This window comes from Bartonella sp. AA2SXKL (genome assembly GCF_042197205.1).
In the GTDB taxonomy this organism is placed as follows: Bacteria; Pseudomonadota; Alphaproteobacteria; order Rhizobiales; family Rhizobiaceae; genus Bartonella.
Genome location: NZ_JBHIRN010000006.1, coordinates 1 through 22,948, shown reverse-complemented (window position 1 = coordinate 22,948; position 22,948 = coordinate 1). Strand labels below are relative to the sequence as shown.

32 protein-coding genes and 2 pseudogenes are annotated in these 22,948 nt (G+C 46.5%); 33 read left to right on the top strand and 1 reads right to left on the bottom strand.

What is annotated here, in order from left to right:
* Window positions 1-30: 30 nt before the first annotated feature.
* Entirely contained in the window at window positions 31-549 is a 519-nt protein-coding gene (locus ACFINS_RS05190; protein WP_375650550.1) for a helix-turn-helix domain-containing protein, read from the bottom strand.
* 152 nt (window positions 550-701) lie between these two features.
* On the opposite strand from ACFINS_RS05190, the gene ACFINS_RS05185 reads away from it, so the two are divergent.
* The 33 genes and pseudogenes from ACFINS_RS05185 to ACFINS_RS05025 form a co-directional block, all read left to right on the top strand.
* Complete coding sequence (locus ACFINS_RS05185) at window positions 702-995, top strand: helix-turn-helix transcriptional regulator (RefSeq protein ID WP_183194530.1); 294 nt, start codon at window positions 702-704, stop codon at window positions 993-995.
* A gap of 73 nt (window positions 996-1,068) precedes the next feature.
* Window positions 1,069-1,209, top strand: coding sequence for a hypothetical protein (locus tag ACFINS_RS05180; protein ID WP_273755279.1), 141 nt, complete (start codon window positions 1,069-1,071; stop codon window positions 1,207-1,209).
* A complete protein-coding gene (locus ACFINS_RS05175; RefSeq protein WP_375705950.1) occupies window positions 1,193-1,591 on the top strand; it encodes a hypothetical protein in 399 nt (132 codons plus the stop codon). The genes ACFINS_RS05180 and ACFINS_RS05175 overlap by 17 nt, the downstream gene beginning before the upstream one ends.
* Window positions 1,591-2,606: pseudogene (locus tag ACFINS_RS05170) on the top strand (ParB/RepB/Spo0J family partition protein). The gene ACFINS_RS05175 and the pseudogene ACFINS_RS05170 overlap by 1 nt, the downstream one beginning before the upstream one ends.
* Window positions 2,603-3,061 carry a hypothetical protein gene (locus ACFINS_RS05165; protein ID WP_012232200.1) on the top strand — a complete coding sequence of 153 codons (459 nt, stop codon included), beginning with the start codon at window positions 2,603-2,605 and terminating at the stop codon, window positions 3,059-3,061. The pseudogene ACFINS_RS05170 and the gene ACFINS_RS05165 overlap by 4 nt, the downstream one beginning before the upstream one ends.
* Entirely contained in the window at window positions 3,058-5,037 is a 1,980-nt protein-coding gene (locus ACFINS_RS05160; RefSeq protein WP_375705949.1) for a transposase domain-containing protein, read from the top strand. Before ACFINS_RS05165 ends, ACFINS_RS05160 begins: the two co-directional genes overlap by 4 nt.
* 336 nt (window positions 5,038-5,373) lie before the next feature.
* Window positions 5,374-6,405, top strand: coding sequence for an AAA family ATPase (locus ACFINS_RS05155; protein WP_375647629.1), 1,032 nt, complete (start codon window positions 5,374-5,376; stop codon window positions 6,403-6,405).
* Window positions 6,402-6,671, top strand: coding sequence for a hypothetical protein (locus ACFINS_RS05150; RefSeq protein WP_012231825.1), 270 nt, complete (start codon window positions 6,402-6,404; stop codon window positions 6,669-6,671). Before ACFINS_RS05155 ends, ACFINS_RS05150 begins: the two co-directional genes overlap by 4 nt.
* A complete protein-coding gene (locus tag ACFINS_RS05145; RefSeq protein WP_375624050.1) occupies window positions 6,671-6,949 on the top strand; it encodes a hypothetical protein in 279 nt (92 codons plus the stop codon). The genes ACFINS_RS05150 and ACFINS_RS05145 overlap by 1 nt, the downstream gene beginning before the upstream one ends.
* On the top strand, window positions 6,933-7,556 hold the full coding sequence (locus ACFINS_RS05140; protein ID WP_375613741.1) for a DUF3164 family protein: 624 nt from the start codon (window positions 6,933-6,935) through the stop codon (window positions 7,554-7,556). Before ACFINS_RS05145 ends, ACFINS_RS05140 begins: the two co-directional genes overlap by 17 nt.
* Before the next feature lie 10 nt (window positions 7,557-7,566).
* Window positions 7,567-8,184: pseudogene (locus tag ACFINS_RS05135) on the top strand (regulatory protein GemA).
* Window positions 8,185-8,190: 6 nt separating this feature from the next.
* Window positions 8,191-8,598, top strand: coding sequence for a helix-turn-helix domain-containing protein (locus tag ACFINS_RS05130; RefSeq protein WP_375629092.1), 408 nt, complete (start codon window positions 8,191-8,193; stop codon window positions 8,596-8,598).
* A gap of 87 nt (window positions 8,599-8,685) precedes the next feature.
* Window positions 8,686-9,267 (top strand): glycoside hydrolase family 19 protein, encoded by a 582-nt coding sequence (locus ACFINS_RS05125; protein WP_375613744.1) that lies wholly within the window; start codon window positions 8,686-8,688, stop codon window positions 9,265-9,267.
* Window positions 9,264-9,551 (top strand): hypothetical protein, encoded by a 288-nt coding sequence (locus ACFINS_RS05120; RefSeq protein WP_375612317.1) that lies wholly within the window; start codon window positions 9,264-9,266, stop codon window positions 9,549-9,551. The genes ACFINS_RS05125 and ACFINS_RS05120 overlap by 4 nt, the downstream gene beginning before the upstream one ends.
* Window positions 9,544-9,882 carry a hypothetical protein gene (locus ACFINS_RS05115; RefSeq protein WP_375681486.1) on the top strand — a complete coding sequence of 113 codons (339 nt, stop codon included), beginning with the start codon at window positions 9,544-9,546 and terminating at the stop codon, window positions 9,880-9,882. Before ACFINS_RS05120 ends, ACFINS_RS05115 begins: the two co-directional genes overlap by 8 nt.
* The gene (locus ACFINS_RS05110) at window positions 9,875-10,090 is read left to right on the top strand and encodes a hypothetical protein (protein ID WP_375633720.1); all 216 of its coding nucleotides are present in this window, start codon (window positions 9,875-9,877) and stop codon (window positions 10,088-10,090) included. The genes ACFINS_RS05115 and ACFINS_RS05110 overlap by 8 nt, the downstream gene beginning before the upstream one ends.
* Complete coding sequence (locus ACFINS_RS05105; RefSeq protein ID WP_375607966.1) at window positions 10,087-10,401, top strand: DUF2730 family protein; 315 nt, start codon at window positions 10,087-10,089, stop codon at window positions 10,399-10,401. The genes ACFINS_RS05110 and ACFINS_RS05105 overlap by 4 nt, the downstream gene beginning before the upstream one ends.
* Complete coding sequence (locus ACFINS_RS05100; protein ID WP_375612320.1) at window positions 10,398-10,754, top strand: hypothetical protein; 357 nt, start codon at window positions 10,398-10,400, stop codon at window positions 10,752-10,754. The genes ACFINS_RS05105 and ACFINS_RS05100 overlap by 4 nt, the downstream gene beginning before the upstream one ends.
* Window positions 10,717-11,298, top strand: coding sequence for a phage protein Gp27 family protein (locus tag ACFINS_RS05095; protein WP_375705948.1), 582 nt, complete (start codon window positions 10,717-10,719; stop codon window positions 11,296-11,298). The genes ACFINS_RS05100 and ACFINS_RS05095 overlap by 38 nt, the downstream gene beginning before the upstream one ends.
* Entirely contained in the window at window positions 11,291-12,913 is a 1,623-nt protein-coding gene (locus ACFINS_RS05090) for a hypothetical protein (protein WP_375654601.1), read from the top strand. The genes ACFINS_RS05095 and ACFINS_RS05090 overlap by 8 nt, the downstream gene beginning before the upstream one ends.
* A gap of 12 nt (window positions 12,914-12,925) precedes the next feature.
* On the top strand, window positions 12,926-14,506 hold the full coding sequence (locus ACFINS_RS05085; RefSeq protein ID WP_375705947.1) for a DUF935 domain-containing protein: 1,581 nt from the start codon (window positions 12,926-12,928) through the stop codon (window positions 14,504-14,506).
* The gene (locus ACFINS_RS05080; RefSeq protein WP_375705946.1) at window positions 14,499-15,704 is read left to right on the top strand and encodes a phage minor head protein; all 1,206 of its coding nucleotides are present in this window, start codon (window positions 14,499-14,501) and stop codon (window positions 15,702-15,704) included. Before ACFINS_RS05085 ends, ACFINS_RS05080 begins: the two co-directional genes overlap by 8 nt.
* Window positions 15,705-16,117: 413 nt before the next feature.
* Window positions 16,118-17,116, top strand: coding sequence for a phage protease (locus tag ACFINS_RS05075; RefSeq protein WP_375705945.1), 999 nt, complete (start codon window positions 16,118-16,120; stop codon window positions 17,114-17,116).
* Window positions 17,113-17,454, top strand: coding sequence for a hypothetical protein (locus tag ACFINS_RS05070; RefSeq protein ID WP_375613753.1), 342 nt, complete (start codon window positions 17,113-17,115; stop codon window positions 17,452-17,454). Before ACFINS_RS05075 ends, ACFINS_RS05070 begins: the two co-directional genes overlap by 4 nt.
* Before the next feature lie 12 nt (window positions 17,455-17,466).
* A complete protein-coding gene (locus tag ACFINS_RS05065) occupies window positions 17,467-18,432 on the top strand; it encodes a capsid protein (protein WP_375613754.1) in 966 nt (321 codons plus the stop codon).
* Between the two features lie 15 nt (window positions 18,433-18,447).
* Window positions 18,448-18,870, top strand: a complete 423-nt coding sequence (locus ACFINS_RS05060; RefSeq protein WP_375624209.1) for a gp436 family protein — start codon at window positions 18,448-18,450, stop codon at window positions 18,868-18,870.
* Between the two features lies 1 nt (window position 18,871).
* On the top strand, window positions 18,872-19,366 hold the full coding sequence (locus tag ACFINS_RS05055; protein WP_375621652.1) for a phage virion morphogenesis protein: 495 nt from the start codon (window positions 18,872-18,874) through the stop codon (window positions 19,364-19,366).
* The gene (locus tag ACFINS_RS05050; protein ID WP_375705944.1) at window positions 19,363-19,884 is read left to right on the top strand and encodes a hypothetical protein; all 522 of its coding nucleotides are present in this window, start codon (window positions 19,363-19,365) and stop codon (window positions 19,882-19,884) included. The genes ACFINS_RS05055 and ACFINS_RS05050 overlap by 4 nt, the downstream gene beginning before the upstream one ends.
* Window positions 19,881-20,354: a hypothetical protein gene (locus ACFINS_RS05045; RefSeq protein ID WP_375705943.1), complete on the top strand. Its 474-nt coding sequence runs from the start codon at window positions 19,881-19,883 to the stop codon at window positions 20,352-20,354. Before ACFINS_RS05050 ends, ACFINS_RS05045 begins: the two co-directional genes overlap by 4 nt.
* 133 nt (window positions 20,355-20,487) lie before the next feature.
* Window positions 20,488-20,688, top strand: coding sequence for a hypothetical protein (locus ACFINS_RS05040; RefSeq protein ID WP_375705942.1), 201 nt, complete (start codon window positions 20,488-20,490; stop codon window positions 20,686-20,688).
* Between the two features lie 3 nt (window positions 20,689-20,691).
* Window positions 20,692-21,072, top strand: coding sequence for a GPW/gp25 family protein (locus ACFINS_RS05035; protein ID WP_375633729.1), 381 nt, complete (start codon window positions 20,692-20,694; stop codon window positions 21,070-21,072).
* The gene (locus ACFINS_RS05030) at window positions 21,065-21,946 is read left to right on the top strand and encodes a baseplate J/gp47 family protein (RefSeq protein WP_375638668.1); all 882 of its coding nucleotides are present in this window, start codon (window positions 21,065-21,067) and stop codon (window positions 21,944-21,946) included. The genes ACFINS_RS05035 and ACFINS_RS05030 overlap by 8 nt, the downstream gene beginning before the upstream one ends.
* The coding region (locus tag ACFINS_RS05025; protein ID WP_375705941.1) for a phage tail protein at window positions 21,946-22,948 on the top strand (1,003 nt) is incomplete at its 3' end. The genes ACFINS_RS05030 and ACFINS_RS05025, both read left to right, overlap by 1 nt.

The following is a 22,948-nucleotide window of genomic DNA, read 5'->3' as shown; positions in this document are numbered from 1 at the left end:
ATTCATCTTAGAGAGGCATTAAGCCGTATCTTATGTAGCTTCTAGATGTACTCTTTCAGCTTCTATTTGACGCTTTAAATGAATTTTAAGAAGAGGGAAAGTCGCTTCTACTTCTTCCGTGTCGTTGATGTCTTGAACAAGCTCTTGCAACTTTATACAAAGCTCTGCCGCTAATTCCGCTATATCTTCAGGGGGGAGTTTTATATTTGCATCGCGATAGGTTGTATAAGCTATGCGACCAAGCTTTTTCATGAGTCCAGCAGGGATAGTTTGTGGTTTAAAACCAGCGGCTTTCGCTTTTGCCATGTCTGTAAACATTTCACCTTCACCCGTAACGAGCCAATGGGGGTTAATGTTATAGACTCTATGATAGGCGTTAATTGCTGAGGATGTTGGCTCGTGTACTCCGATTTCATAATTGGCAAGAGTAGTGCGTTGTAAATTAAGGCGTTGCGCAAAAATGCCCCGTTCTTCGTTTCCGAGCATTCGTCGTACTTCACGTAGGCGTTTTGCAAGTTCTGTTTTAGGTTCTTTTTCAGGGCGTGCCAAAAAAAATACCTCCAAATGACAAAAAACTGTTTACAAAGACAGATATTTGGCATATACCTATTATTACCGCCCGATATTGAGGGCAGATATTTTACAATTAACCCCACAAAAAACGGATGTGGGAGCATCCGTTTGAAGCAGGAGCGAAGTTTATGACTATCACACAAGTATGGGATCGCCATAGTATTTTAGCTGAGCTACGCCGCCGTAACATGACCTTGGCGGAGCTCGCGAAAGCTTATCAACTCTCGTCATCCAGTGTGCAACACATTTGGACACGGTCTAACGAGAAAGCCGAACGCGCCATTGCCGATTTTATCGGTTTGCCCGTTGAGCAGGTTTTTAGCGACCGCTACCCCAAAAGTCGCCGTCGCATTTTTAAAGCAGCAAAACATGCCAACACAGATTCGCGTGCGCATTCTGCTTTGCGCGGTAATGCTGCTTGAATTTCGTTACACGGCTTTGCGCTTTTGCGCATTTGCCATGAATTTAAATACCATAAGATAAAAAGGTTTATCAATGTCTAAAGATCAGTACGAAATAGGCAAGATAAATTGCATAGAGTTGCATCATAGAACAGCCGTTTGCATGGGTTGGTTCTGGCGATTAGATGGTGGTCATATTGTTTTTATAGGGGGTGGTTATGGTTGCTGCTTGTAATTTATGGACCCCAGATGTCAGAAACGATATCGTTAATCCTTATTCAGAAGTTGAACGTTTACAGGTGATGCTTTCCTGTTCTTTAAAAGCCGTGAGTAGTGGATTTAAGCATCTGCCGATCCGGTATATTATTGACCCCCCGCATGGCTTATTTGATGCGGCGTTAGCACGACAGATTGTTATTCATATTTTGCATTATCAGTTTGAGGTGCCACGGCGGCGTATTGTTGCGATACAGGCACGTCAGCGGACTTCTATTTCTCTATCTATGCAAGTGATTAACCGGCGTTTGGAAGAACCCGTTTTTGCGAAAGCTTATCGAAGATGGGCGGGGCGTGCGATGGATTTATTCTTTAAAGAGATCAGAAAGGCGGGGGCGTGATGGCACAGTTTCAAAAGCTTGCTCTTGATGTGATTGTGGTGCCGGAGCGTATACGCCCTGTGGATGATGAGCATGCTAAGGCACTTGCACAATCAATGGCGCGGGAGGGATTGATGAATCCGATTACCGTGCGCCATACCCCCAATGCTAAGGAAGGCAATTATACGCTTATTGCTGGAGCGCATCGGCTTCGTGCTGCTGAGCTTTTGGGCTATAGTGACATTGATGCCGTTGTGGTGCAGGCTGATAAGGATAATGCTGCGCTTTTAGAAGTGGCTGAAAATCTGTTTCGCAATGAATTGTCTGTTATTGACCGTGCGCTTTTTGTCCAGACTTACCGCGAATTGTGGGAAAAGAAGTATGGGGAAATTAAGGTTGGTGGTGATCATGGTAATCAATATACAAAGGACAAAGTGGCAAAGGGTAAAGTTTACCCTTTGCCAAATGATGGTTCTTCAGAGCATAACGAAACTGGGTGTGAAGGAGACAAAGTGGCAAAGGGACAAGTTGTCCCTTTGCCAAAAGATAGTTCTTCAGAGCATAATGAAACTGGGTGTGAAGGGACAAAGTGGCAAAGGGTCAAGTTGACCCTTTGCCAAATGATGGTGACTTAAATGGCAAAATGCAAAGTTTGCACTTTGCCAAACATGTAGCAGATCGCATTGGTTTATCGAAGGAGTCTGTGAAACGTCTCAATCGCATTTCCCAACATTTACAACCGGAGTTGCGTTCTGTTTTGCGGGGGACGGCATTGGCAGATAATCAAGCGCAATTGTTGAAGCTTGCCAAGATGGAGCCGGTTGCGCAACGGCGGGTGGCGATTGCGCTCCAACAGGTTGAGGGAGATTTACGGCGGGCTGTTGATTTGGTCAATGGGATTAATACGCCGCCGCAAATTAATGAACAAGAGCGGGTTTTTGCTCAGTTATTGGGTGTTTGGCAGAGAGCAGATGCGCAGACAAAGGCGCGGTTTTATGATTATTTGAACAAGCAATCGGGGGAGGTGCTGTCATGAAGAGGCATGGTTGCGGGCAGCTTGATTTTTTCCAAAAGCCGGTTTTTCCTTGTCGTGAACCCGTTGCGCAGATTGATTTAGGGCGGTTTCGCTCACGCATTAAGCGTGCGATGGCGCGGGCTTTGCGTGAATGCCGGCATGAGCGCAGTGTGATTGCGGAGCGTATGGCGCATTATTTAGGGATTGGGTGTTTAAGTAAGGCGAGTTTGGATGCTTATGTTGCGGAAAGTAAGCAGGTGGATATTTCCCTGCCGCGGTTTAAGGCATTTGTGCGGGCGACAGAGGCATTTTGGCTTTGGGATGAGGTGGTGAGTGAAGATGGATTGTTGCTGTTGCAAGGGGATGAGGCACGTTTAGCAGAAATTGCGCGGCTTCAGCAGGAACAGCGGGAGATTGCAGCGCAATTGAAAGCCATGCGCGCAACGCCGGTTCGCATTAAAAGGGGGCAGCCATGAAGGAATGGTTTAGTATTGCCGAATTGGCTGAGGCAGCTTTGCCAGGGTTGCCGAAAACAAAGATCGGTCTCAACAATCTTGCGCTTAAGAAATGGCGTTTGAATACACAATTGTTTCGCCAAACATTAGGCAAAACCAAGCCGGTTTGGGAGTATCACATTTCTTTATTGCCGGAGGGGGCGCGGGCGGCATTGTTGGTGCGGTTTGGTGGGGCTGTTGATGTGAAACAAACGCAAGGGGAGCAAAAGACAAGTATTTGGGTGCGTTATGAGGGGCTTTCCAAGGCGCATAAAAGGCGCTGTGAAGAGCGTTTGAAGGCACTTTGCTTTTGGGAAGATTTGCTCCATGCCGGTATGGGTGTGCATGATGCGGCAAGTTTGAGTGCGGTGCAATTTGGTGTGAGCCGGATGTCGCTTTTTAATTGGCGGCAGATGGTGGAGGGGTATGAGCGCCCTGATTGGTTGGCAGCTTTAGCGCCTTGTTATGGTGAGGAGAATGTTTCGCAATTTGCGCCGTGTCATGAGGGGGCGTGGGAGGTTTTTTGTTCGGATTATTTGCGCCCCTCTAAACCTGCTTTTTCGGCGTGTTATCGGCGCATGGTGATGGTTGCGCAGGAGCGGGGTTTTGAGCCCATTCCTTCTGAGCGGGCTTTGCGGCGTCGTTTTAAGGCGCAAATTTCCAAAGCGGTTGTGGTTTTAGCACGTGAGGGAGAAGAAAAGGCAAAAAAGCTTTATCCAGCCCAACGGCGTGATCGCTCGAGCTTGCATGCATTGCAAGCAGTGAATATGGACGGGCATAAGCTGGATGTTTTTGTGAGCGTTCCTTGGACAGAGAAGCCTGTGCGGCTTTATCTGATAGCGATACAAGATCTTTATTCGGGCAAGATTTTATCGTGGCGCCTGTCGGATGCTGAGACTTGGGAAATCGTTCGTTTGGTGATTGGGGACATGGTGGAAGCTTATGGCATACCGGAGCGTATGACTTTGGATAATGGGCGTGCCTTTACCAGCAAGTGGATTTCTGGAGGTGTGCAAAACCGTTTTCGTTTTAAGATTAAGCCGGATGATCCGCAAGGGCTTTTGACGAGTTTGGGGGTGCAATTGCAATGGACCACCCCTTATAGCGGACAGTCTAAACCGATTGAGCGGGCATGGCGTGATCTGGCAGAAGCGATTTCCAAACATCCCTTTTGTGCGGGGGCTTATACGGGCAATAAACCGGATGCCAAGCCTGAAGATTATGGCAAGCGCGCGATAGGATTTGAAGCGTTTAAAGCCCATGTTGGGGCGCAAATTGTGGCACACAATGCGCAAGCAGGGCGTAAGGCGGTTAATTGTGCGGGGCGCAGTTTTGATGAGACCTTTACTGAGAGCTTGCAAGCCGAGGGGACGATTATTCGGCAAGCAACGGCGGCACAACGGGCTTTATGGCTTTTAACCTCTGAGGCGTTGCGTGCGCAAAAGGGTACGGGGGAGATTCATTTTTATGGCAATCGTTATTGGGCGCGGGCGTTGAATGAGCATGCGGGGAAAAAAGTGATTGTACGCTTTGATCCGGATAATTTGCATCAAGATTTACGGGTTTATGATTTGAACAATCGGTTGCTTTGTCTGGCACCATGCCTTTGTGATGTAGGTTTTTATGACCAGCAGGCGGCGCGCTTGAATGGGCGTTTGCGTAAAGAATATGTGAAGGCTGTTAAAGCAGAAAAACAGTTGGCAGCAAAGCTTGCACCTGATCACTTGGCCGATGTTTATGGGCGCCTTGAGAAAAAGGATGAAGCGTTCAAATCTAAGCTTCCGATAAAGCCAAAGGTGAGCCGCTTGATGCCAAACAATGTGGGGAATTTAGCTTTGAAAGCAGACGATGATGAGGTTTTGGGGGAGGAAGAATTCAGTCAACACTTGCATAAAGCTTTGAGAAAGCTTTCCGCCTCTGATGAGGGGCGTGAGGTGATCAAGTTTCCTAAACGATAGGAAAGGAAAGAGGGGGGATTTGTAAGAATTCTCAAAAGGAAGCTGGTTTTGTATCGCGTACCAGGTTGAAGCGTTAACAAAGAAAGGGGGGAGGAATCTTAATCCTTTAAAAGTCTAATCAATACATGAAGTTTCTAGGTATCTTTGCCTGATCGGGTGAGATGCGTGGAGTTAGCAAGTTCCCTGATGTGTGAGAAAGAGAGGGGATTTGCAAGGTTAGCCGTTTTAGTATCGCGTACGGCTTTTAAATGTTCATTCTAAAGACAAAAGATAAGGGGCGGGTGGGAGCCCTTCCCCTTATCAATAGTCTAAAATCAATACGAGAGGGGAATATACATGAAAAACGCGATAAATGCAACGGTCGATAAAAATCCTTGGGCGCGACCTAAAATCCAGCCCAATGGAACAGCACAAAACCGCAACAGTGATGACATTGCTTTATGGAATGAGCTTGTGGATGCAGTGAGAGCTTTGGGGCAAATGAATGATTGGTCGAAAGCAGAGGTGGCGCGGCGCATAGGCATGCCGGATGGGACGTTTTCGCAATGGTATGCGGGCAGTTATGCGGGACAGTTGGGGAAGCAAAATGCAAAGGTTCAACAATGGGTTGAGGTTTTAAAGGAAACGGCGGGGTTTTTGGAGAAGATCCCTGAAAAACCAGCCTTTCAGAGGAATCGAATTGCCAGTGAGATCATTGACACTTTAACACTGGCACAAAGTACGGGGGATATGGTGATGATTACGCTTGATGCGGGCAGTGGTAAGACCGAAACTTGCCGTCATTATCGCTCTACCCGCCCGCATGTTTATCTGGTAACAGCCAGCCCGCATACGCGCAGTGTTCACGGTATTTTGAATGATATGGCAGCAGAATTGGAAGTGGTGGAATATAATCCCACCCGCTTAACGCGTGCGATTGGCAAAAAGTTAGAGCGTGTTGGTGGCGGAACATTGTTGATTGTTGATGAGGCGCAAAATTTAACGGATGAAGCGATTAATCAGTTGCGCCACTTTGTTGATATCAATGGTACGGGGTTGGCTTTGGTTGGCAATGATGAAATCTCTGGACGGTTGGTTCATCGTCAAAATGGTCCCTCTTATGCGCAAATTAAAAGCCGATTGGCGATGCATCTGAAACGGCGCAAGCCCTATAGTGAGGATATTGCAGCGCGCATTCATGATTGGGGGATTGAAGATGTTGGTGCGATAAAGTTTTTGACAGGGATAGGCTTAAAGGCTGGAGCTTTGCGGCAAATTGACAAAACCATGATGTTGGCACGCATGGCAGCGCTTGGAGATGGGTGTGAGGTGACTTTGAAACATGTCAAAGCGGCATGGAAAAACCGTGACGTGGAGGAATTGGCATGATCTCTTTATGCGACAAAGAATTATCCGATACGCTTGTTGGTCTTTATGACGATTATCAATGCGGTTTTGATATTGGAGAAAAGCTTAAATTGTGTGTTGATTTGGCGTTATTGCTTGAATTGGAGTTGAGTGTTCACCGTTTGGGGGAAGCGGATGCGGTTTTGGAAGGCCAAGTTGCAGAAGTTTTGGCTGAGTGTGACAGCTCTGATCGAGATGAAGATAAGAGCAATCGTGTGATTTATATGGATTTTGGAGGAAGCAAATGATGGAACGTAACCCTTATATGGTAAGAGATAGCTTGATTGCTTTGCGCTCTGCCTTTTTACAGTATGAGGTGAATGGCATTTTTATGCATGGACAAGATGTTCGAGAATTGAATGAGTATTTGCGTCGTTTGGCAGGCTATAACCACGTTTTAAGTCATGAGCTTATGCGGTGTCGTTGGCAATTGAAAGCGGGATGTGCGCCTTCTTCAGGGGATGTTGTGCCATTTCGTCGTTTTCAAAAAACACAGGAGGAAGTTGGTGATGAATCCACAAATTGAACTTGAAGGTACGCGTTATATGAAGGATGCAAAAGGGGCTTTGGTGCCGGTAAGTTTGATCCGCCCTGCGGATTTGTTAGAGGATGAAACGGTGCGCAAAATTATGGGTTTTGCGAAAGAATTATCGGCAAGGATTGCACGTTTTAACAACCATACGATTGCGGATTTGAGTGATTTTGATAGCTTGCTTGCGCAAGAATATGGTGTGGAGCGGCGTGGCAAAAAGGGCAATTGTACTTACACAAGCTTTGATGGTTTGCAACGTATTAAGGTGCAAGTTCAGGAAAGTGTTGATTTTGGACCGCAATTGCAAATTGCCAAAAGCCTTCTTGATGAGTGTTTGAATGAATGGTCTGCGGATGCACGCCCTGAAATCCGTGCGATTATTACGCGTGCTTTTAATACGGATAAAGAAGGCAAGGTGAATCGGGGCGAGATCTTTATGCTGTTGCGTTTGGATATTGATGATCCACGCTGGAAAGAGGCGATGCGTGCCATTCGTGAAGCGATCCGTGTGACGACATCTAAGGAATATGTGCGTTTTTATGAGCGCGATACATTAGAAAGCGCTTGGCGTGCTGTGACCATTGATCTGGCGAAGACATGAGGGGGGAGAGATGTCTTTAGCTATCCTTCATATGGGAAAACGCGCGTTAGGTCTTGATGATGAGACCTATCGCGCACTGCTCTATCGCTTGACAGGCAAGCAATCGGCGAAAGATTTGAATTTTTCAGAAAAGCACTTGGTTATCGCTGAAATGAAAGCGTTTGGTTTTAAGCCGAATGGGAAGCGTTTAGAGGGGAAATATGCTAAGAAGCTCTAGGCGCTCTGGATTGCTGGGTGGAATCTTGGCATTATTCGTGATCGTTCAGATAAGGCGTTGCTTGCCTTTGTGAAAAGACAGACAGGGATTGATCATATTCGTTTTTTACGCGATAGCGATGATGCATGCAGAGCCATTGAGGCGTTGAAAGGTTGGTTGCAGCGGGAGGGTGGGGTTGACTGGAGAGGAAAAAACCGCGAAGATTCATGGAGGAAGAAACCAAGCATTTCCATTTTGTGTGCCCAATGGAAGTGTTTGAATCCCGATGCTGTGTTTGATGTGGAATCTTTTCATCAAAGTGTTATGGCGTTAAGTGGTAAAGCTTTGGGTGAGATGAGTGGGGGCGACTTTAGAGAAGTGATGAATGTTTGGGGGCGGAAAATCCGTAAAGGTGTTAAAAGCGAGGGGTAAGCATGTATGCAAGAGGAAATCTATAGCGATTTTCCTGCCTTATTGCGTGAAATAGCTGATGTTGCGGGCAGTGAAGCAGCATGGAATATGATGCGGGCTTTTGGTGGACGAGAAGTTTATATACCCGGGCGTCTTGAGAGTGCGGATTGGTTGATTGAAATTGTTGGGTTTGAAGAGGCGCAGCAACTCATCAACCATTTTTGTTTTAATGGTTCGGGAGTGCGTCTTCTTATCCCCCTTGGCAGAGATGCTGAACGGCGGCAAAAAATGGTGCAAGCGTTGCAAAAAGGCTGGTCGGTGGATGCTGCCGCTGCTGTTTCTGGTATGCATGTGCGCACAGCCTATCGCTTGAAGAAGAAAATTTCTTTGCAAGAACCACAAGGTTCGTTATTTTCAGAGTTTTATGAGTATTGAGAGTTTTGACTGACAGTGTCAGGCTTATATTGGGGGTTTGAAATCCGATAAACTGCGAATGAATTTTTATGCATTGAGTGGTTTGTTATGGTTTCAATAGATGCTTCTTTTCTTCATCGCCTTGCGCCTAAATTGGCGCATCATGCGCGCCAAGATTTTATTATTGTTGAAATGGCACGCGTGTTGCCTAAAGCTTTATCTTATGGGGCACTCACAACACCGTTGCGTATTGCACATTTTTTAAGCCAATGTGCCCATGAGAGTGATGGCTTTTTTACTGTTTGTGAATATGCCTCAGGGCGCGCTTATGAGGGGCGGCGTGATTTAGGCAATGTCAACCCTGGGGATGGGGTGCACTTTAAGGGGCGTGGTTTGATCCAGTTGACGGGGCGCAATAATTATCGTCGTTTTACGAAGTTTTGGCGCCTAGTCGATGAACAAGCGGTTGATTGTGAGGCATTTCCGCAAGAGCTGGAAAAGTTTCCAGCAGCGCTTTGGTCTGCTGTTTGGTTTTGGCAAATGAAAGGCTTGAATAGGCTGGCTGATCAAGATGATTATCTAGGGATTACCAAGGCGATCAATGGGGGAAGAAATGGACTTGTGCAACGTTTGATTTATTTGAACCGCGCCAAAAAGCTTTTGGGACTTGGAGGCGAGGTAAAGGCATGAAGCCCTCTTATCGTGGTTCTAGGCTCTATTTATGGTGGTCTTTTTGGTTTGCTTGGGGGGTTATTTTTTTGCTTGTTTCTGGTGGTTTGTGGGGGGCTCCGCATATTGTTGATATGGCGAGCATTTCTATTCCTTCGATGGTGGCGATTATTGTTGGCAATCTGGGGGTGCATCGTGGCTTTGGCTCGTTGGATTTTTCTAATAGGAAACATTCCCATAAGCGGCATAGCAGCTCCTATGATGGGGTGGAGATAACGAGGTGGGGAGATAAAAGCAATGTTTAGCCCACTTTCAAAACTGTCTTTTGGTCTGCTTTTTTTGGTCAGTGTGATGTTGGCGGCTTTTGGCTTTATGAAAGCGCAAATTTTAAAGGCGGAAAAGGCGCGTGATTTGTATTGGCAGTTGGAGATTGCCAAGGCTTCAGCACGTGCACTGCTTGTACAAGAGCGACAAAGACAAGCAGCGTTGGAAGCTGAGCATCAAGCGCAAGGGGTGATTTCGGCTTTGGAACAAAAGCTTGTGAAAATGGAGGAAGTCAATGAGAAGTTGCCGGTTACTGGCGGTGGCATTGGGCTTGAGCGTGTGCGCTTGCTCAACACACAAGCCGGTGGGTAGCCTTTCTTATCATTTTTTATCGGTTGAGTTGCCGCCTGTTGTTCGCATGGCGTGTGCCCGTCCAGCTTTATTGCCAGAGCGTGCTTTGAATGCGCGCGAAGTGGTGCATTATTGGAGCCGTGATCGTGCTGCTTTATTGATTTGTGAACAGCGTAGAAAAGCTGCGGAGCGGGCGATTTTAGGCAAAAGAGAGGGGACTTTTAAGTGAATTTGGATATCAGTGTTGCCAATGGCTGGTTGTCTTTATTGTTATCGGTTATTGCGATTTGTGGGGTTTTGAGAGCCTATTTTTCTTCAGGTGCGCGGGAAATGCTGAAAGATATCACGGCGCTTAAAGAGCGTGTGCAAAAGTTAGAAACAGAGATGGACTTTTTGCCTGATCGTGATGCGCTGCAAAGATTGGAAGTGAATATGGAGAAATTGAATGGTCGTCTCAACACGCTTTCTGCACAATTACAACCGGTGGCAGCCATTGGTGAGCGCTTGCAAGAGTTTTTGTTGGAGAATGCCAAGAAATGAAAGCAGATATGGATAAAATCATCCGTGAAGAAGCGCGGTTGATTATTTTAAAAGGGCTTGCTTGTGAGCGCAGTGAAACTTTATCGAGTGCGATGATTGAGCGGCTTTTATACAGTTATGGCATCAGACGCGATCGCGATTTTGTGCATAATGAACTGGCATGGATGGAAGATCAAGGTGCTGTTACTTTAAAATGTGTGGGTTCGGTTTTTCTTGCGGCATTAACAGAACGGGGAGCGCGTCATTTAGACCGAAGCTTTTCCATTGAGGGGATTAAGCGGCCTAAACGTTCATCAATAAAAGACGAGGTGAAGGATGCACAAGGTCGGGCGTGGACGTTTAACGGCGATTGATTTATTGCCGCAAGCTTGTGATCAAATTATTGCTGCTGCTGCTGAGGCTTTAAATGGGCGTGAGAAGACGCAAAAAGCCATTTATGATGAATTTAAAGCAGCTTTGAAGGCTTTAAAAAAAGAAATGGGTTTAAGCTTTTCTATACCCTCCTTTTCCAGTTTTAATCGGTATTCTTTGCGGCTAGCCGTGATGTCACGGCGCCTAGAACAGACAAGAGAAATTGCAGCAAGCCTCTCGCAGCGCTTTGATGCTAAAGCTTCTGATAATATCACTCTTTTGACGGCGGCAGCGATTAAGGAGTTGATTTTTTCCACGTTGAGCAGTGGGAAAAACCTTTCGCCAAAGGCAGCACAAGAATTGGCCAATGCGCTTAAAGGCGTGTTGGCGGCTGAACATTTGTCGACCACGAGGCGGCAAAAGTTGGAAAAAGATTTTACCAGCAAAGCAAGCAAAGCGGTTGACGCAGCAGCAGCAGCGGCGGGGCTCTCAGAAGAAACAGCGCGGGCTATTCGTGCGCAGGTGTTGGGGGTAAAACATGGCTGAACAGCCCTTTTCAAAAAGTCATGTCTTTGATCATCAGAGTGGTTTTGATATTTGGCGGAAAAGTACTTTTCCCAAAGAGAGTGATCCCTTAGCGGAAGGCGTTTTGATGGCGCATCAACGGGCATGGATTGAAGATAAGTCCCCATTAAAATTGGTGGAAAAGGGGCGGCGGACCGGCATTACTTTTGCAGAAGCTTTGGATGATACACTGATTGCAGCGGCGGCACGTGAAGCGAGGGGCGATAATGTTTTTTATATTGGTGACACCAAAGACAAGGGGCGGGAATTTATTGGCTATGTGAGCAATTTTGCTTCGGCAATTACGAGCCATAGTGGGGATGTTGAGGAATTTTTATTCTCTGATCAAAGGGCGGATGGTTCAACGAAATATATCTCTGCTTATCGGGTGCGTTTTGCTTCGGGGTTTCGGGTTGAGGCGCTTTCTAGCCGCCCTGAAAATATTCGCGGACTACAGGGCATTGTGGTGATTGACGAGGCGGCGTTTCATCAAGATGTGCGCTCTGTTTTGGATGCTGTCAATGCTTTGCTCATTTGGGGAGGAAAAATCCGTGTGATCTCCACCCATAATGGTGTGCTCAATCCTTTCAATGAATTGATCCGTGAAGCGCGAGCAGGTAAGGTTCCTTTTTCGGTGCATTGTTACCCCTTTGGTGTTGCTGTTAAAAATGGCTTGTTTAAACGGGTTTGTGCCATGAAGGGGGAGGTGTGGAGTCGAATTTCTGAGCAACAATGGGAAGATCAAATTCGCGCGTCTTATGGGGTGCGTTTGGCTGCTATGCGCCAAGAATTAGATGCCATACCAGCCGATCAAGAAGGGGCTGCTTTAACACGCTTACAGATTGAAAATTGTTGTGCGCCTGATATTGCGGTGTTGCGTTTTGCTTGTGTGGATGATTTTAAAAATCAATCGGAACATCAACGAAGTGTTGCTGCTTTTGCTTGGTGTGAGAAACATATAAAACCTCTTCATATTGGGCTTGACCGGCGGCGCCAACATGTTTTTGGTGTTGATTTTGCGCGGAGTGGCGATGCGACATCGATTGTGGTGATGGAGGTGGGACAAGATTTGGTGCGCCGTGTCCGGTTTATGGTGGAATTGCGCAATACGCCGTTTGATCAACAAAGAGAGATTTTATTTTATGGGGTGAATGGTTTGCCGCGTTTGATGGGCGGCGCGTTAGATGCGCGGGGCAATGGGGCTTATTTAGCCGAAAAAGCGGCGCAGCGTTATGGAGCTCTTGTGAAGGAAGTGCCCTTGTCACAAAGTTGGTATGGCAAGGAAATGCCGGCTTATTTAGAAGCTTTTGGGGATGGGACGATTGTTTTGCCGCGCGATAGTGACATTGTTGCCGATCATCAAGCGCTTGCTTATGTCAATGGCATTGTGAAAATTCCAGACAATCATCGTTTTAAAGGCAGTGATGGTTTTATGCGCCATGGTGATAGCGCGATTGCTTGCGCTTTGGCTTATTTTGCCAGCCGCCAAACTCCTGAAATTTATGATTATACACCTGTGAGAGAGGCTTATCGTTTTGATGAAAGCTCGCTCTTTTCAACGCCTTTTTTTTCAACAATGCGATCAAAGATTTATTGATGGGATGATGAGATGGTAAAACTTTTAGATCAGTGGGGCAGGGCGCTTAATATCAAAGGGTTGGAGCGAGAAGTTGCAAGCCCTACCGTTAATGGTATTCGTGATGTATGGTCACAAACCATTGTCAGTGGTCTGACCCCTGCGCAACTTGCTGATATTTTGCAACAGGCAGCACAGGGGCATCCAGAGCAGTTTTTCCAACTTGCCGATGATATGGAAGAGCGTGATTTGCATTATCGTGCTGTGCTTGGCATGCGTAAAAATGCTCTCACAGGGGTGGAGCCTGGAGTGATTGCCGCAAGCAACAGTGCACAGGACAAAAAGATAGCAGATGCGGTGCGGGAAGTGATTAGTGCGCCTACCTTTGTTGATGATTATGTGACGGATTTATTGGATGCTTTGGGGAAAGGTTATGCGGTTGTAGAAACCTTGTGGGACAAGAGTGCCAAGGAATGGTGGCCGGTTGCTTGGAAATGGCGTGACCAGCGGTTTTTTCAATTGGATCGACGGGATGGTTTTCATTTGCGTTTAAAAGAAGAGGGGTCTTTTAATGGAAGTGAATTGCCTGCTTATAAATTTTCTATTCACAGACCCAAGTTAAAAAGCGGTTTGCCTATTCGTTCTGGGCTTGCGCGGCTTGCAGCTTGGGCATTTCTCTTCAAGTCTTATACACTGAAAGATTGGATGGCATTTTTAGAAGTTTATGGCATGCCTTTGCGTGTGGGTAAATATGGGGCAAGCTCTTCTCATGAGGAGCGACGGGTTCTCATTCAAGCAGTGCGTGATTTATCCAGTGATGCGGCAGCGATTATTCCCAAAGAGATGGAGATTGAATTTATTGAAGCGGCAGGGGGCAGTGGCAATGCGGTGTTTGCTTCTAAGGCGGAATATTTAGATCGACAAATTTCTAAAGGTGTGTTGGGGCAAACCATGACGACGGATGATGGTGCGTCTTTTTCGCAAGCGCGCATTCATGAAAATGTGCGCCATGATATTGCCAGAGCTGATGCACGCCAATTAGCTTTAACGGCTAATCGTGATTTGATTGTGCCTTTTGTTGAGATTAATTTTGGACGCCAAGAGCGCGCCCCCCTTGTCTATTGGCCGATTTCGGAAAATGAAGATATTAAAGCGATTAGTGATGCACTGGAAAAACTTGTGCCCTTGGGTTTGCGTGTTGGGGCGCAAGAAGTGCGCAATAAGATTGGTTTTTCGCAACCAAAAAAGGAAGAGGATGTTTTAAAGGCTCCTGATAATGCGCTTGATGATGAGAGGGGAGAAAAGGCTCATGTTTGTGCTGATTGTGGAGGTGTTTTTGATGTTTCTGTGACAAGAGAGGACAAGGGTGCAAAAGAGCAGGGTGGAAAACATCACGACGAATTGGACCGACTTTCACAAGAAGCTTTAAGCGACTGGGAAGAGGACTTAGAACCCCTTTTAGAGCCTTTTAAAAAGCTTGTGAGAGAAGCAACAAGTTATGAGGATATCCTTAAAGGCTTAGATGAATTGCTAGGTGAGATGGATCATCACGCATTAGCAGCGCGCTTGGCAAAAGTACAAATGATTGCACGTGGGCTTGGGTATCATGGATGAGGAACTTTTTAAAACCGCCCCTAAAGAGGTCACCCGTTATTTTGAAGCCAAGGCACTTGTTCCAAGCTTTGATTGGCGTGATATAGCACCAGAAGAACATGCCTTTTCCTTTACGGTGGCAAAATCGCTAGGCTATGATATTTTGGAGGATTTTAAGCGAGCGGTTGGAGAAGCCATAAAGCATCAAGTTCCTTTTCAAGATTTTCAAAAAAATTTGATGCCGATTTTACAGGAAAAGGGTTGGTGGGGTAAAAAGACCAGCATTGACCCCAAAACTGGTGAAAAGAGCGTGGTGCAATTGGGCAGCCCACGGCGTTTAGAAACGGTCTATTGGGCCAATACCATGAGTGCGCATGCAGCAGGCGAGTGGGAGCGCACACAAAATAATAAAGAATTTTTGCCCTATCTCACCTATGCTTTGTCGAGTTCAGAACATAAGCGTTTAGAACATGAAAGTTGGGTGGGGTTTACGGCACCTGTTGATGATCCGGTTTGGGATTGGCTTTATCCACCCAATGGCTGGCGGTGTAAATGTAGTGTGCGACAGGTAAGCCGTTATGAAGCAGAAGATTTAGGCTATGAAGAGGGGGCAGAGCCACTTCATGTTGAAAAGCAGGTTTGGCACAATAAGCGAACGGGGAAAATTGAGAAGATACCAAAGGGGATTGATCCTGGTTGGCATTCTAATCCTGGGAAACATCGCGCGCAAAACTTAAGCAATTTTTTGAGTGATAAAGTCTCTGTGATGGGGGACAATGACAAACGCATTGCCATTGAAGATATTGTGGGTTCACCACTTTTGGAAGCCATGTTTGAAGGACGGATGCCTCGCGGGTTTATACCCATTGCACCGATACCACAAAAGGTGCGTGATGTTTTTGCAGCGGAAAATTCTCTTATTCGCTTATCCGCAGACAGTGTGAAACATATTTTGTTAGAGCATCAAGCGCGTGATCTTCGCTTGGATGATTTTCGGGGCGCCATTCAAACACTCATTCGCCCCCATGGTGTTATTAGACGAAAAGATGCACAGAGTGTTGTGTTTTTGGGTGAAAATGGTGGGGCATGGTGGCGCTTTGCAGTCAAATGGGTAGCAAGCAAACAAGAGTGGTGGCTTATCTCGATGCATAAAAAGAGCTTTCGCGAAATTCAACGTTTGTTAAACGCCGCTGAAAAGAAGGATGAACGGTTGTTGTAAAGAGAACACCGAAAAAGATCTGCTGGCTTTTGTGAAAAGAGAAGGCGTGGAGGGCGGTCAACTCCTCGCAGATCCGGCAAAGCCGCCCTGGCATAACTGGCTCACGCCTCGCAGGTAATCTAACAGTTTCAACGTTCAAAAGCAATCTTTAAAAAACGGCTTGAGAGAGGCTTTTTTTTATAAGGCGATAAATTGTACCTCTCACTTCACAACGGCGCTCTATCGCCTTTGAAGTGCCTTTGAAAACGATTTTATGGGATGGTTTGGCACGGGGGTTTCTCTCACAAGGAGAATAATAGGGAAAAGAGTGCTTTTTTGAGAAATGCTCTTTTGACTGACAGTGTCAGACTTATAGTGGGAGTAAGTTTCATGCATTGTATTGCCAATGACAATTGTAAAGCAATAGGCAATGTATGGAACAGGAATTTCACGAAGATCAAAAAGATGGGGATGCAGAAACATTTCATGCTGCGTTAATAGATCTTTGCCAAGACGCTACCGTTAGCCAAGCGCCTGAATGGGTAGAGCTTTTGCCCAAAGCGCCCCATGTGAAGGCACGTGATGGACGACAATGGCATTATAACCCGCAAACTATTTTAAAAGCCTTTGCAGCCAATAAAGGACCGCTTGTGATTGATTATGAGCATGGGCAACATCACCGTGCGAGAAATGGTTTAGAAGCACCTGCCAGTGGCTGGATTGAAGAATTAGCAGAGCGGGATGGTGCGATTTGGGGGCGTGTTAAATGGACCGATATGGCTAGCAAAAAGATTGTTGCCCGAGAATATCGCTATCTTTCGCCTGAGTTTCGCCATTCCAAGAAAGGTGAAATTTTAAATTTAGCAGGTGCTGGTTTGGTGAACCGTCCAGCCCTTGTCATGACGGCTTTAAGCCGTGAACAGCCTTCCCCTATAACTTTGACGGAGAAAATGATGGATTTGACAGCCATTGCCAGTGCACTATCGCTGGCAGAAGATGCTAAAGCGGATGAGGTTTTAGCAACGCTTAAAGCGCGCGAAAAGGAACGCGTGGAATTAAATGCCCAATTAACAAAAGCGCGAGAAGATTTAGCGCTTTTGCAAGAAGAGCAAAAAAACAGTGCCATTGAGAGTCTTTTAGACAAGACCATTGAAGAGGGCAAGATTTTGCCGGCTGCTCGCGAGGAATATCGTGCGCTCTGTAGCCTTGAAGGGGGGATGGAGCATTTTAAAAGTTTGGTCGAGAAGTTGCCGGCGCTTGCCTCAACAAGCCCTTTAGAAGTGTGTGCCTTAGCGCAAGAACCAAAGCTTGCTCCAGAAGAGGTTGCCCTTGCGGCACGCCATTATCAGGAAGAGCAGAAGCAAAAAGGCTTCGACATCACCATTAGCCAAGCGGTTGAGTATATTAGCGAGCAAAAGGAGCGCCCATTATGAGTACGATGATTTTGATTAAATCTTTTCGCGCTGGAGATGTGATTTCACCTTATTGCATTGTTGCAGCGCGCGGTGACGGAATGGTGGCAACGGCTTCTGGTAAGGGTGATAAATTATTAGGGACTGCTGGGTCATTGAGTGCAAAGGCTGGTGAGATGATTGATGTTGGCCAATGTGGTTGGGGCGAAGTGGTTTGTGGAGGCAATGTTTCCTTTGGTGATTTTTTGACCTCTGACCCCAAAGGACACGCCATTAAAGCGGAAGCCGCAGATCGCACCATTGGTATTGCCATGAGTGATGGTTCTGCTGGTGATGTTATTTCTTTTAAAATTAATTAATCGAGGCATAAAATGAACAGACCTTTTCCCATTGATCCAACACTCACCGCTATTGCTATTGGTTATCGCAATCCAGCAGGTTCTCTTATTGGCGATAGAGTTTTGCCACGCGTTTGTGTTTTAAGTGAGGTGTTTAAATATAGTGAATTTCCTTTAGCAGAAAATTTTACCGTGCCTGAACTTGAGGTTGGGCGAAAAGGGCGCCCGAATGTGGTGGAATTTTCTGCCTTTGAACGGGAAGCCAGTGTCAAAGATTACGGACTTGATGATCTCATCCCCAATTCAGATATTGAAGCAGCGGCACGCGCACGGGCAGAAAAGCGCTCTCGTTATAACCCCGAAAAGACAGCTGTAGAGGGACTTGCCAATTTGCTAGAATTGGGGCGTGAAGTGCGTGTTGCAGCCCTTGTGCAAAGAAGTGAAAATTACGCACCAGAGCGGGTGATTACGCTTAAGGGTGAAAATAAATTTAGCGATTATGAAAAATCTGACCCTTATGCCACTTTAGATGAGGCGATGGATAAAAGTCTCGTCTATACGCCCAACACCATTGTAATGGGCAAAGTTGTTTGGTCAAAACTCAAACGTCATCCCAAAATCATTAAAGCCGTTAAAGGGGGTGGCACTGCTGATGGTTTTGTCACCAAGGCGCAATTTGCTGATCTGATGGAAATACACCCCGATCGTTTACTCATTGGTGAATCGCAAGTGAATTTGGCACGTAAAGGGCGTTCGGCACAATTGGCACGCGTGTGGGGCAATAAGATTGCACTGCTTTATATTGACCCTACCAAACAACAGGCAGATGGTTCGGTCATCAGTTGGGGCTTTAGCGCCCAGTTGGGCGAACGTTTGTCTGGAGTGATCCAAGATCCAGATATCGGCTTGTCGGGTGGTAAACGGGTGCGTGTGGGGGAACGTGTGTGTGAATTGGTTGCCGCAAAAGATGCCGGTGTTTTGTTGCAAGAAGTTGTCTAAGGGAAACTTTTAAACATGGCTTATGCAAGCAAAACATTGATTGAAGAGCTCTGGGGTGATGACTTCTTGGATGATTTGTGTGGGATGGATGAGAACTCTGATCCAGTTTTTTCAGAGCAAGCCATTGCCCGCGCGCTCGAACAGGCAAGTGGTGAGATTGATGTGCATTTGTCTCATCGCTACTCAATCCCCATTGCTGGACAGCCAGCGGCTCTGGGTATGATCTGTGTCAATATTGCTGTTTATAATTTAGCCATACGCCATACGGCACTGACCACGACTATTGAAGATCGTTACAAACAGGCGGTTGAACTCTTGAAACGCATTGCGGAAGGCAAAGCGGGTTTAGGCATAGATGAACCTAAAATTATGAGCGAAGATGGACCGGTTCGTGATGGGGCTTTTTTTCATGCCAAGCCGCGTTTGATGGGAAGATAATATGTCTGTTGCAACCCATATTGAGATTAAAGAGACAGGGCTTGAAGCGGCTTTATCCTTTTTGCAAAAGGGAGCTGATCGCTCGATGGGGACTTTGGCACAAGGGGTTGGGCGTCTCATTCAAGAAAGCACAAGGCGGCGGATTCAAAGTGAAAAAATGTCTGCTCAAGGAGAGAAGTGGAAAAACAATCATGCCCGCACCTCCATTCTTTATGCCAGTGGGGCGCTTTCACGCTCCATTGATATGAAAGCTTCACCAGAACAGGTGATTGTGGGCTCTGGGTTGGTTTATGCGCGGATTCATCAATTGGGTGGGGTTATTCGCCCGAAAAATGGCAAGACACTGCGCTTTTTTCTTAAAAGCGGCAATGCACACCGCTTTGTTTGTGTGCATCAAGTGACCATGCCCGCACGCCCTTATTTGGGGCTTTCAGAGCACAATAAAGTGGAAATTGTCAAAGCAGCAGAAGATTGGCTGGGGAGAGTATTTTCATGAGTCAAATGGTCAAGCAAGCAGGGCGCATTAATCAGTTTCGTGAGGCGGTGATACGGAGCCTTAAAAGGGCTTTACCGGATGTGCGTGATTGCGGCTGTCAATTTGGACGTTTTAACTTAGAAGAACTTGAAACACAAATGCTGGTGGCTCCAGCAATACGGGTTGCGGTGTTAGAAAGCCGTTTAATTTCTGTTGCTTCTGGACAGATGAGTGCGGATCTTCATTTAGGGGCTTTTATTATTACCACAGGTAAAGAGCGTGATGTTTCCAGTTGGCTTTTAGCAGAAGCCATTGCGGTGCTTTGTCATAGCGGGCAATTGTGGGGACTAACGCATTTGAGTGCCCCGCGTGAGGTGCAAATTGAACCGATTATCTCTGCGGCGATTAAGCAGCGTGGTGTATCGATAAGCGTGGTGGAATGGCACCAAGATTTGCATCAGTTGGGACAGGATATTTTTTGTGATGAGGGACAACTCAAAAGTGGTTTGATTTCATGGGACAATGAGGTGGGGGCATGAATGATGCACATCTCTTAAGTGATACCTTTCGACAAATCATGAAGCGTCTTGATGCGCTTGAACGCTGTCTTGCCAACCAGCACATGATTGGGCGGGTTGTGCAAGTTGATGGTCATAGGGTGCGGGTGAAACTTTGCGAACAGGGTTCTAATGGACAAGCGGTTTTATCGCCTTGGTTGCAAGCGCAAGAAGCTTCTGGCGCTCTTTCAAGCAATATGCCCCTCCATGTTGGTGATCCGGTGCGGTTGTTAAACCCCCATGGCGAAATTGGTTCTGCCTCTCTGGTGGTGCGCGATAGCTATAGTGAGGATGCGCCTAATCCCGCACGCTCTTTCCAAGAACTTGCTCTGTGTTATGCCGGTGGCGCTTTGCGGATGACAAAAGATGAACTTATTCTCTCTACATGGGGAAAATCAAATTCATTTGAGTGCACAAGGTTTGGTGCTTTCTCATCAAGCAACCCGTGTTGAATTAACGGGCAGTGTGCACATTCAAGCAGAAGATTTGCAGCATAATCAAAAATCTGTTGGCGCAAGCCACAAACACGGTGGGGTCAAAATGGGTCCCTCCACAACCTCTTCCCCTCTTTAAAGGAGTTTTATCATGCGTGAGAACATTTATGTTATTTTAACCAATGCCGATTTTGTTGCAGGCAAGCGTTCACCAGGCAAGGGTGAGGAAATTTGTTTAAGTGAGGAAGCGGCTAAATATCCGTTGCTGCTTGGTCAGATCGCTGAAAAACCAGCCCCTGTTGTTGCTGCGGCCCCAACGGTCTCTACCACAAAGACAAGCAAAGGGGCATAAGCCATGCGGTGCGGGATGAGCGAAAAGGATGGCTCTCTTTTATATGGCTTTGCGCATTGTCAACAGTCACTTCGTAAATGTCTGACGACAAGAATTGGGACACGGGTTTTGCGTCGTCATTATGGATGTGATGTTGGAGCATTCCAAGATGCCAATGCTGATCCTGCGACGATGATGCAGCTTTATCAAGCAATTGTTGAAGCACTCGATGATCCAGAGTGTGGAGAGCCTGGGTTCTCGTTGCAGAGGATTGATCTGACAAAAGCAACGCGTGAAGGCACATTCCATTTTGTTTTAACGGGTGTTTTTTATCCCAATGGGCATTTGGGGGATTGGTCACACAAAGAGCCAATGAGCATCAATTTAGAGGTTGGTGATGACTGAGTTTGAACCTTTATCCTTTTCACAGATTCCCCCTCCACAACTCCCTCTGCCACAAATTATTGAAGAGCTTTCTGTTGAAGCAATTTTAGAGCAAAAGATCACGCGTTTGACTGAGCTTTTTGCAGCGCATCATATTCCTTATAATGTGGAAAAGACGGCTTATGATCCCGTGGTCATTCAATTGCAAGCGGCGGCTTATGAAGAGTTTCTATTGCGCCAGCGAATTAATGAAGTGGCGCGGGATAATTTACTCACATTTGCGCGTGGAACAAGTTTAGATCATTTGGGGGATTTTCATGGGGTCACGCGCCTTTTGGATGAAGATGATGAGCGGTTTCGCCGCCGCATTCGCTTGAATAGACAAGGACATTCCACAGGGGGCACAGCGCCACGTTATCAATATTTTGCCCTCTCAAGCGATATCCATGTCAAAGATGCTTTTGTTTATCGTGAGGGTAAAAGCCCGATTATTCATGTGGCTCTTTTTAGTGATAGCCCATCAGGGGTGGCAGATGAAGCTTTAATTGCCAAGGTGCAAGCCGCCCTTGATGCCCCCCATGTTAAAATGACCAATGACCACATCCTTGTGAAAAGCGCGGTACAGCGGATGATCAATGTTTCTGCTGATTTTTGGTTGTTACCGGATGAAGGCTCCTTTGTTTTGGAAAGAGCGGAGCAGAATTTAAGAGCAGAATGGGCGCGTGCATGGAGGCTTGGGCGTGATTTGTCTTTAAGTTGGATACTAAGCCGCTTGATGGTTGAGGGCGTTCACCATGTGAACATAACGCAACCTTGTGAGGATATTTTGGTCGCACCGGATGAAGCCGTCGCACTAGGGGATATTGTCTTGTCTGAACGGGGGCGTGCTTATTGATGCTTTCCTCACTTTTGCCCCCAAATTCGAGCTTGTTTGAACGTTGTTTTGCAGAAGCAATGGCTCTTGACCCTCACGTTAAAATGGCACTCGAAGAAATACCTCGCGCGAAATTTATCACGCGTCCGCCTTCTTGGTTGCCCTTTTTAATAGACGAATATGGCTTACAAGAATTAACCCCTTATTTCTCTAACCTTTATGATTTAATTGATCAGGGTCTTGCATGGCAAAATATTCGCGGCTCCCTTGCGGCAATAGAGATAGGGCTTGAATGGCTAGAGATTACAGCACGCTTTCAACCCGCCTGGACGGGGCGAGCATGGTGGAACTCCTTTCAACTTGATTTTGATCAGTTGCCTGAACGAACACAGCTTGAAGCCATTGAAGCGATTACCGACCTTTCCAAAAGTTTGCGCTCTGATTTTCGCCGTGGGACCTATGGTTATGATGTGCAAGCTGTTGAATGCAATATGTCACGCCTTGATGACAGCATGTTGGAGTATGAAAGCGGTGTTCGTTTAACAGCTGGGGACACTTTGTTTTCCTTTGGGCGCACAACAGAGATCAATCACACGCTCACAAGAGAAGAAGGCAGGCTTATTGGTAATTGGATAGATGACTTTGACGAGGAGTTAAGCTGGAACCAAATTGATTATCCTTGGGATTTGGCAAATTTTCCGTGGTGTTCGGTCAAAAAACATGAACGCGATATGCTTATGGCAGAATGGTTTCATGGTCGCACGCTTTATCTCATGTTAAGAGACAGCCAAAATAGCGTGATTGGGTATCGCAGATGCTATGCTGTAGCGCCTGTCGAACAAGCTTTGGATGGTGTGTATAGCCATTGTGGTAACAGATTCCAGCCCTCCTCGATGGGCACGGCGCTTCTTGTTGCAGCCCGCACAGATTTTCACGATGTTGATGGCAAACAAGCAGCATTTGTTTCTATTCTCGTTCACGGCATTCCCAAACAAGATATCCCCCTTGGAAAGCTTTGGTGTG

Bases quoted from the DNA above. Each gene is read 5' to 3' on its own strand.
- ACFINS_RS05185 (WP_183194530.1), top strand. From the start codon at position 702: ATGACTATCACACAAGTATGGGATCGCCATAGTATTTTAGCTGAGCTA.
- ACFINS_RS05180 (WP_273755279.1), top strand. From the start codon at position 1,069: ATGTCTAAAGATCAGTACGAAATAGGCAAGATAAATTGCATAGAGTTG.
- ACFINS_RS05175 (WP_375705950.1), top strand. From the start codon at position 1,193: ATGGTTGCTGCTTGTAATTTATGGACCCCAGATGTCAGAAACGATATC.
- ACFINS_RS05165 (WP_012232200.1), top strand. From the start codon at position 2,603: ATGAAGAGGCATGGTTGCGGGCAGCTTGATTTTTTCCAAAAGCCGGTT.
- ACFINS_RS05160 (WP_375705949.1), top strand. From the start codon at position 3,058: ATGAAGGAATGGTTTAGTATTGCCGAATTGGCTGAGGCAGCTTTGCCA.
- ACFINS_RS05155 (WP_375647629.1), top strand. From the start codon at position 5,374: ATGAAAAACGCGATAAATGCAACGGTCGATAAAAATCCTTGGGCGCGA.
- ACFINS_RS05150 (WP_012231825.1), top strand. From the start codon at position 6,402: ATGATCTCTTTATGCGACAAAGAATTATCCGATACGCTTGTTGGTCTT.
- ACFINS_RS05145 (WP_375624050.1), top strand. From the start codon at position 6,671: ATGGAACGTAACCCTTATATGGTAAGAGATAGCTTGATTGCTTTGCGC.
- ACFINS_RS05140 (WP_375613741.1), top strand. From the start codon at position 6,933: ATGAATCCACAAATTGAACTTGAAGGTACGCGTTATATGAAGGATGCA.
- ACFINS_RS05130 (WP_375629092.1), top strand. From the start codon at position 8,191: ATGCAAGAGGAAATCTATAGCGATTTTCCTGCCTTATTGCGTGAAATA.
- ACFINS_RS05125 (WP_375613744.1), top strand. From the start codon at position 8,686: ATGGTTTCAATAGATGCTTCTTTTCTTCATCGCCTTGCGCCTAAATTG.
- ACFINS_RS05120 (WP_375612317.1), top strand. From the start codon at position 9,264: ATGAAGCCCTCTTATCGTGGTTCTAGGCTCTATTTATGGTGGTCTTTT.
- ACFINS_RS05115 (WP_375681486.1), top strand. From the start codon at position 9,544: ATGTTTAGCCCACTTTCAAAACTGTCTTTTGGTCTGCTTTTTTTGGTC.
- ACFINS_RS05100 (WP_375612320.1), top strand. From the start codon at position 10,398: ATGAAAGCAGATATGGATAAAATCATCCGTGAAGAAGCGCGGTTGATT.
- ACFINS_RS05095 (WP_375705948.1), top strand. From the start codon at position 10,717: ATGCACAAGGTCGGGCGTGGACGTTTAACGGCGATTGATTTATTGCCG.
- ACFINS_RS05090 (WP_375654601.1), top strand. From the start codon at position 11,291: ATGGCTGAACAGCCCTTTTCAAAAAGTCATGTCTTTGATCATCAGAGT.
- ACFINS_RS05085 (WP_375705947.1), top strand. From the start codon at position 12,926: ATGGTAAAACTTTTAGATCAGTGGGGCAGGGCGCTTAATATCAAAGGG.
- ACFINS_RS05080 (WP_375705946.1), top strand. From the start codon at position 14,499: ATGGATGAGGAACTTTTTAAAACCGCCCCTAAAGAGGTCACCCGTTAT.
- ACFINS_RS05075 (WP_375705945.1), top strand. From the start codon at position 16,118: ATGGAACAGGAATTTCACGAAGATCAAAAAGATGGGGATGCAGAAACA.
- ACFINS_RS05070 (WP_375613753.1), top strand. From the start codon at position 17,113: ATGAGTACGATGATTTTGATTAAATCTTTTCGCGCTGGAGATGTGATT.
- ACFINS_RS05065 (WP_375613754.1), top strand. From the start codon at position 17,467: ATGAACAGACCTTTTCCCATTGATCCAACACTCACCGCTATTGCTATT.
- ACFINS_RS05060 (WP_375624209.1), top strand. From the start codon at position 18,448: ATGGCTTATGCAAGCAAAACATTGATTGAAGAGCTCTGGGGTGATGAC.
- ACFINS_RS05055 (WP_375621652.1), top strand. From the start codon at position 18,872: ATGTCTGTTGCAACCCATATTGAGATTAAAGAGACAGGGCTTGAAGCG.
- ACFINS_RS05050 (WP_375705944.1), top strand. From the start codon at position 19,363: ATGAGTCAAATGGTCAAGCAAGCAGGGCGCATTAATCAGTTTCGTGAG.
- ACFINS_RS05045 (WP_375705943.1), top strand. From the start codon at position 19,881: ATGAATGATGCACATCTCTTAAGTGATACCTTTCGACAAATCATGAAG.
- ACFINS_RS05040 (WP_375705942.1), top strand. From the start codon at position 20,488: ATGCGTGAGAACATTTATGTTATTTTAACCAATGCCGATTTTGTTGCA.
- ACFINS_RS05035 (WP_375633729.1), top strand. From the start codon at position 20,692: ATGCGGTGCGGGATGAGCGAAAAGGATGGCTCTCTTTTATATGGCTTT.
- ACFINS_RS05030 (WP_375638668.1), top strand. From the start codon at position 21,065: ATGACTGAGTTTGAACCTTTATCCTTTTCACAGATTCCCCCTCCACAA.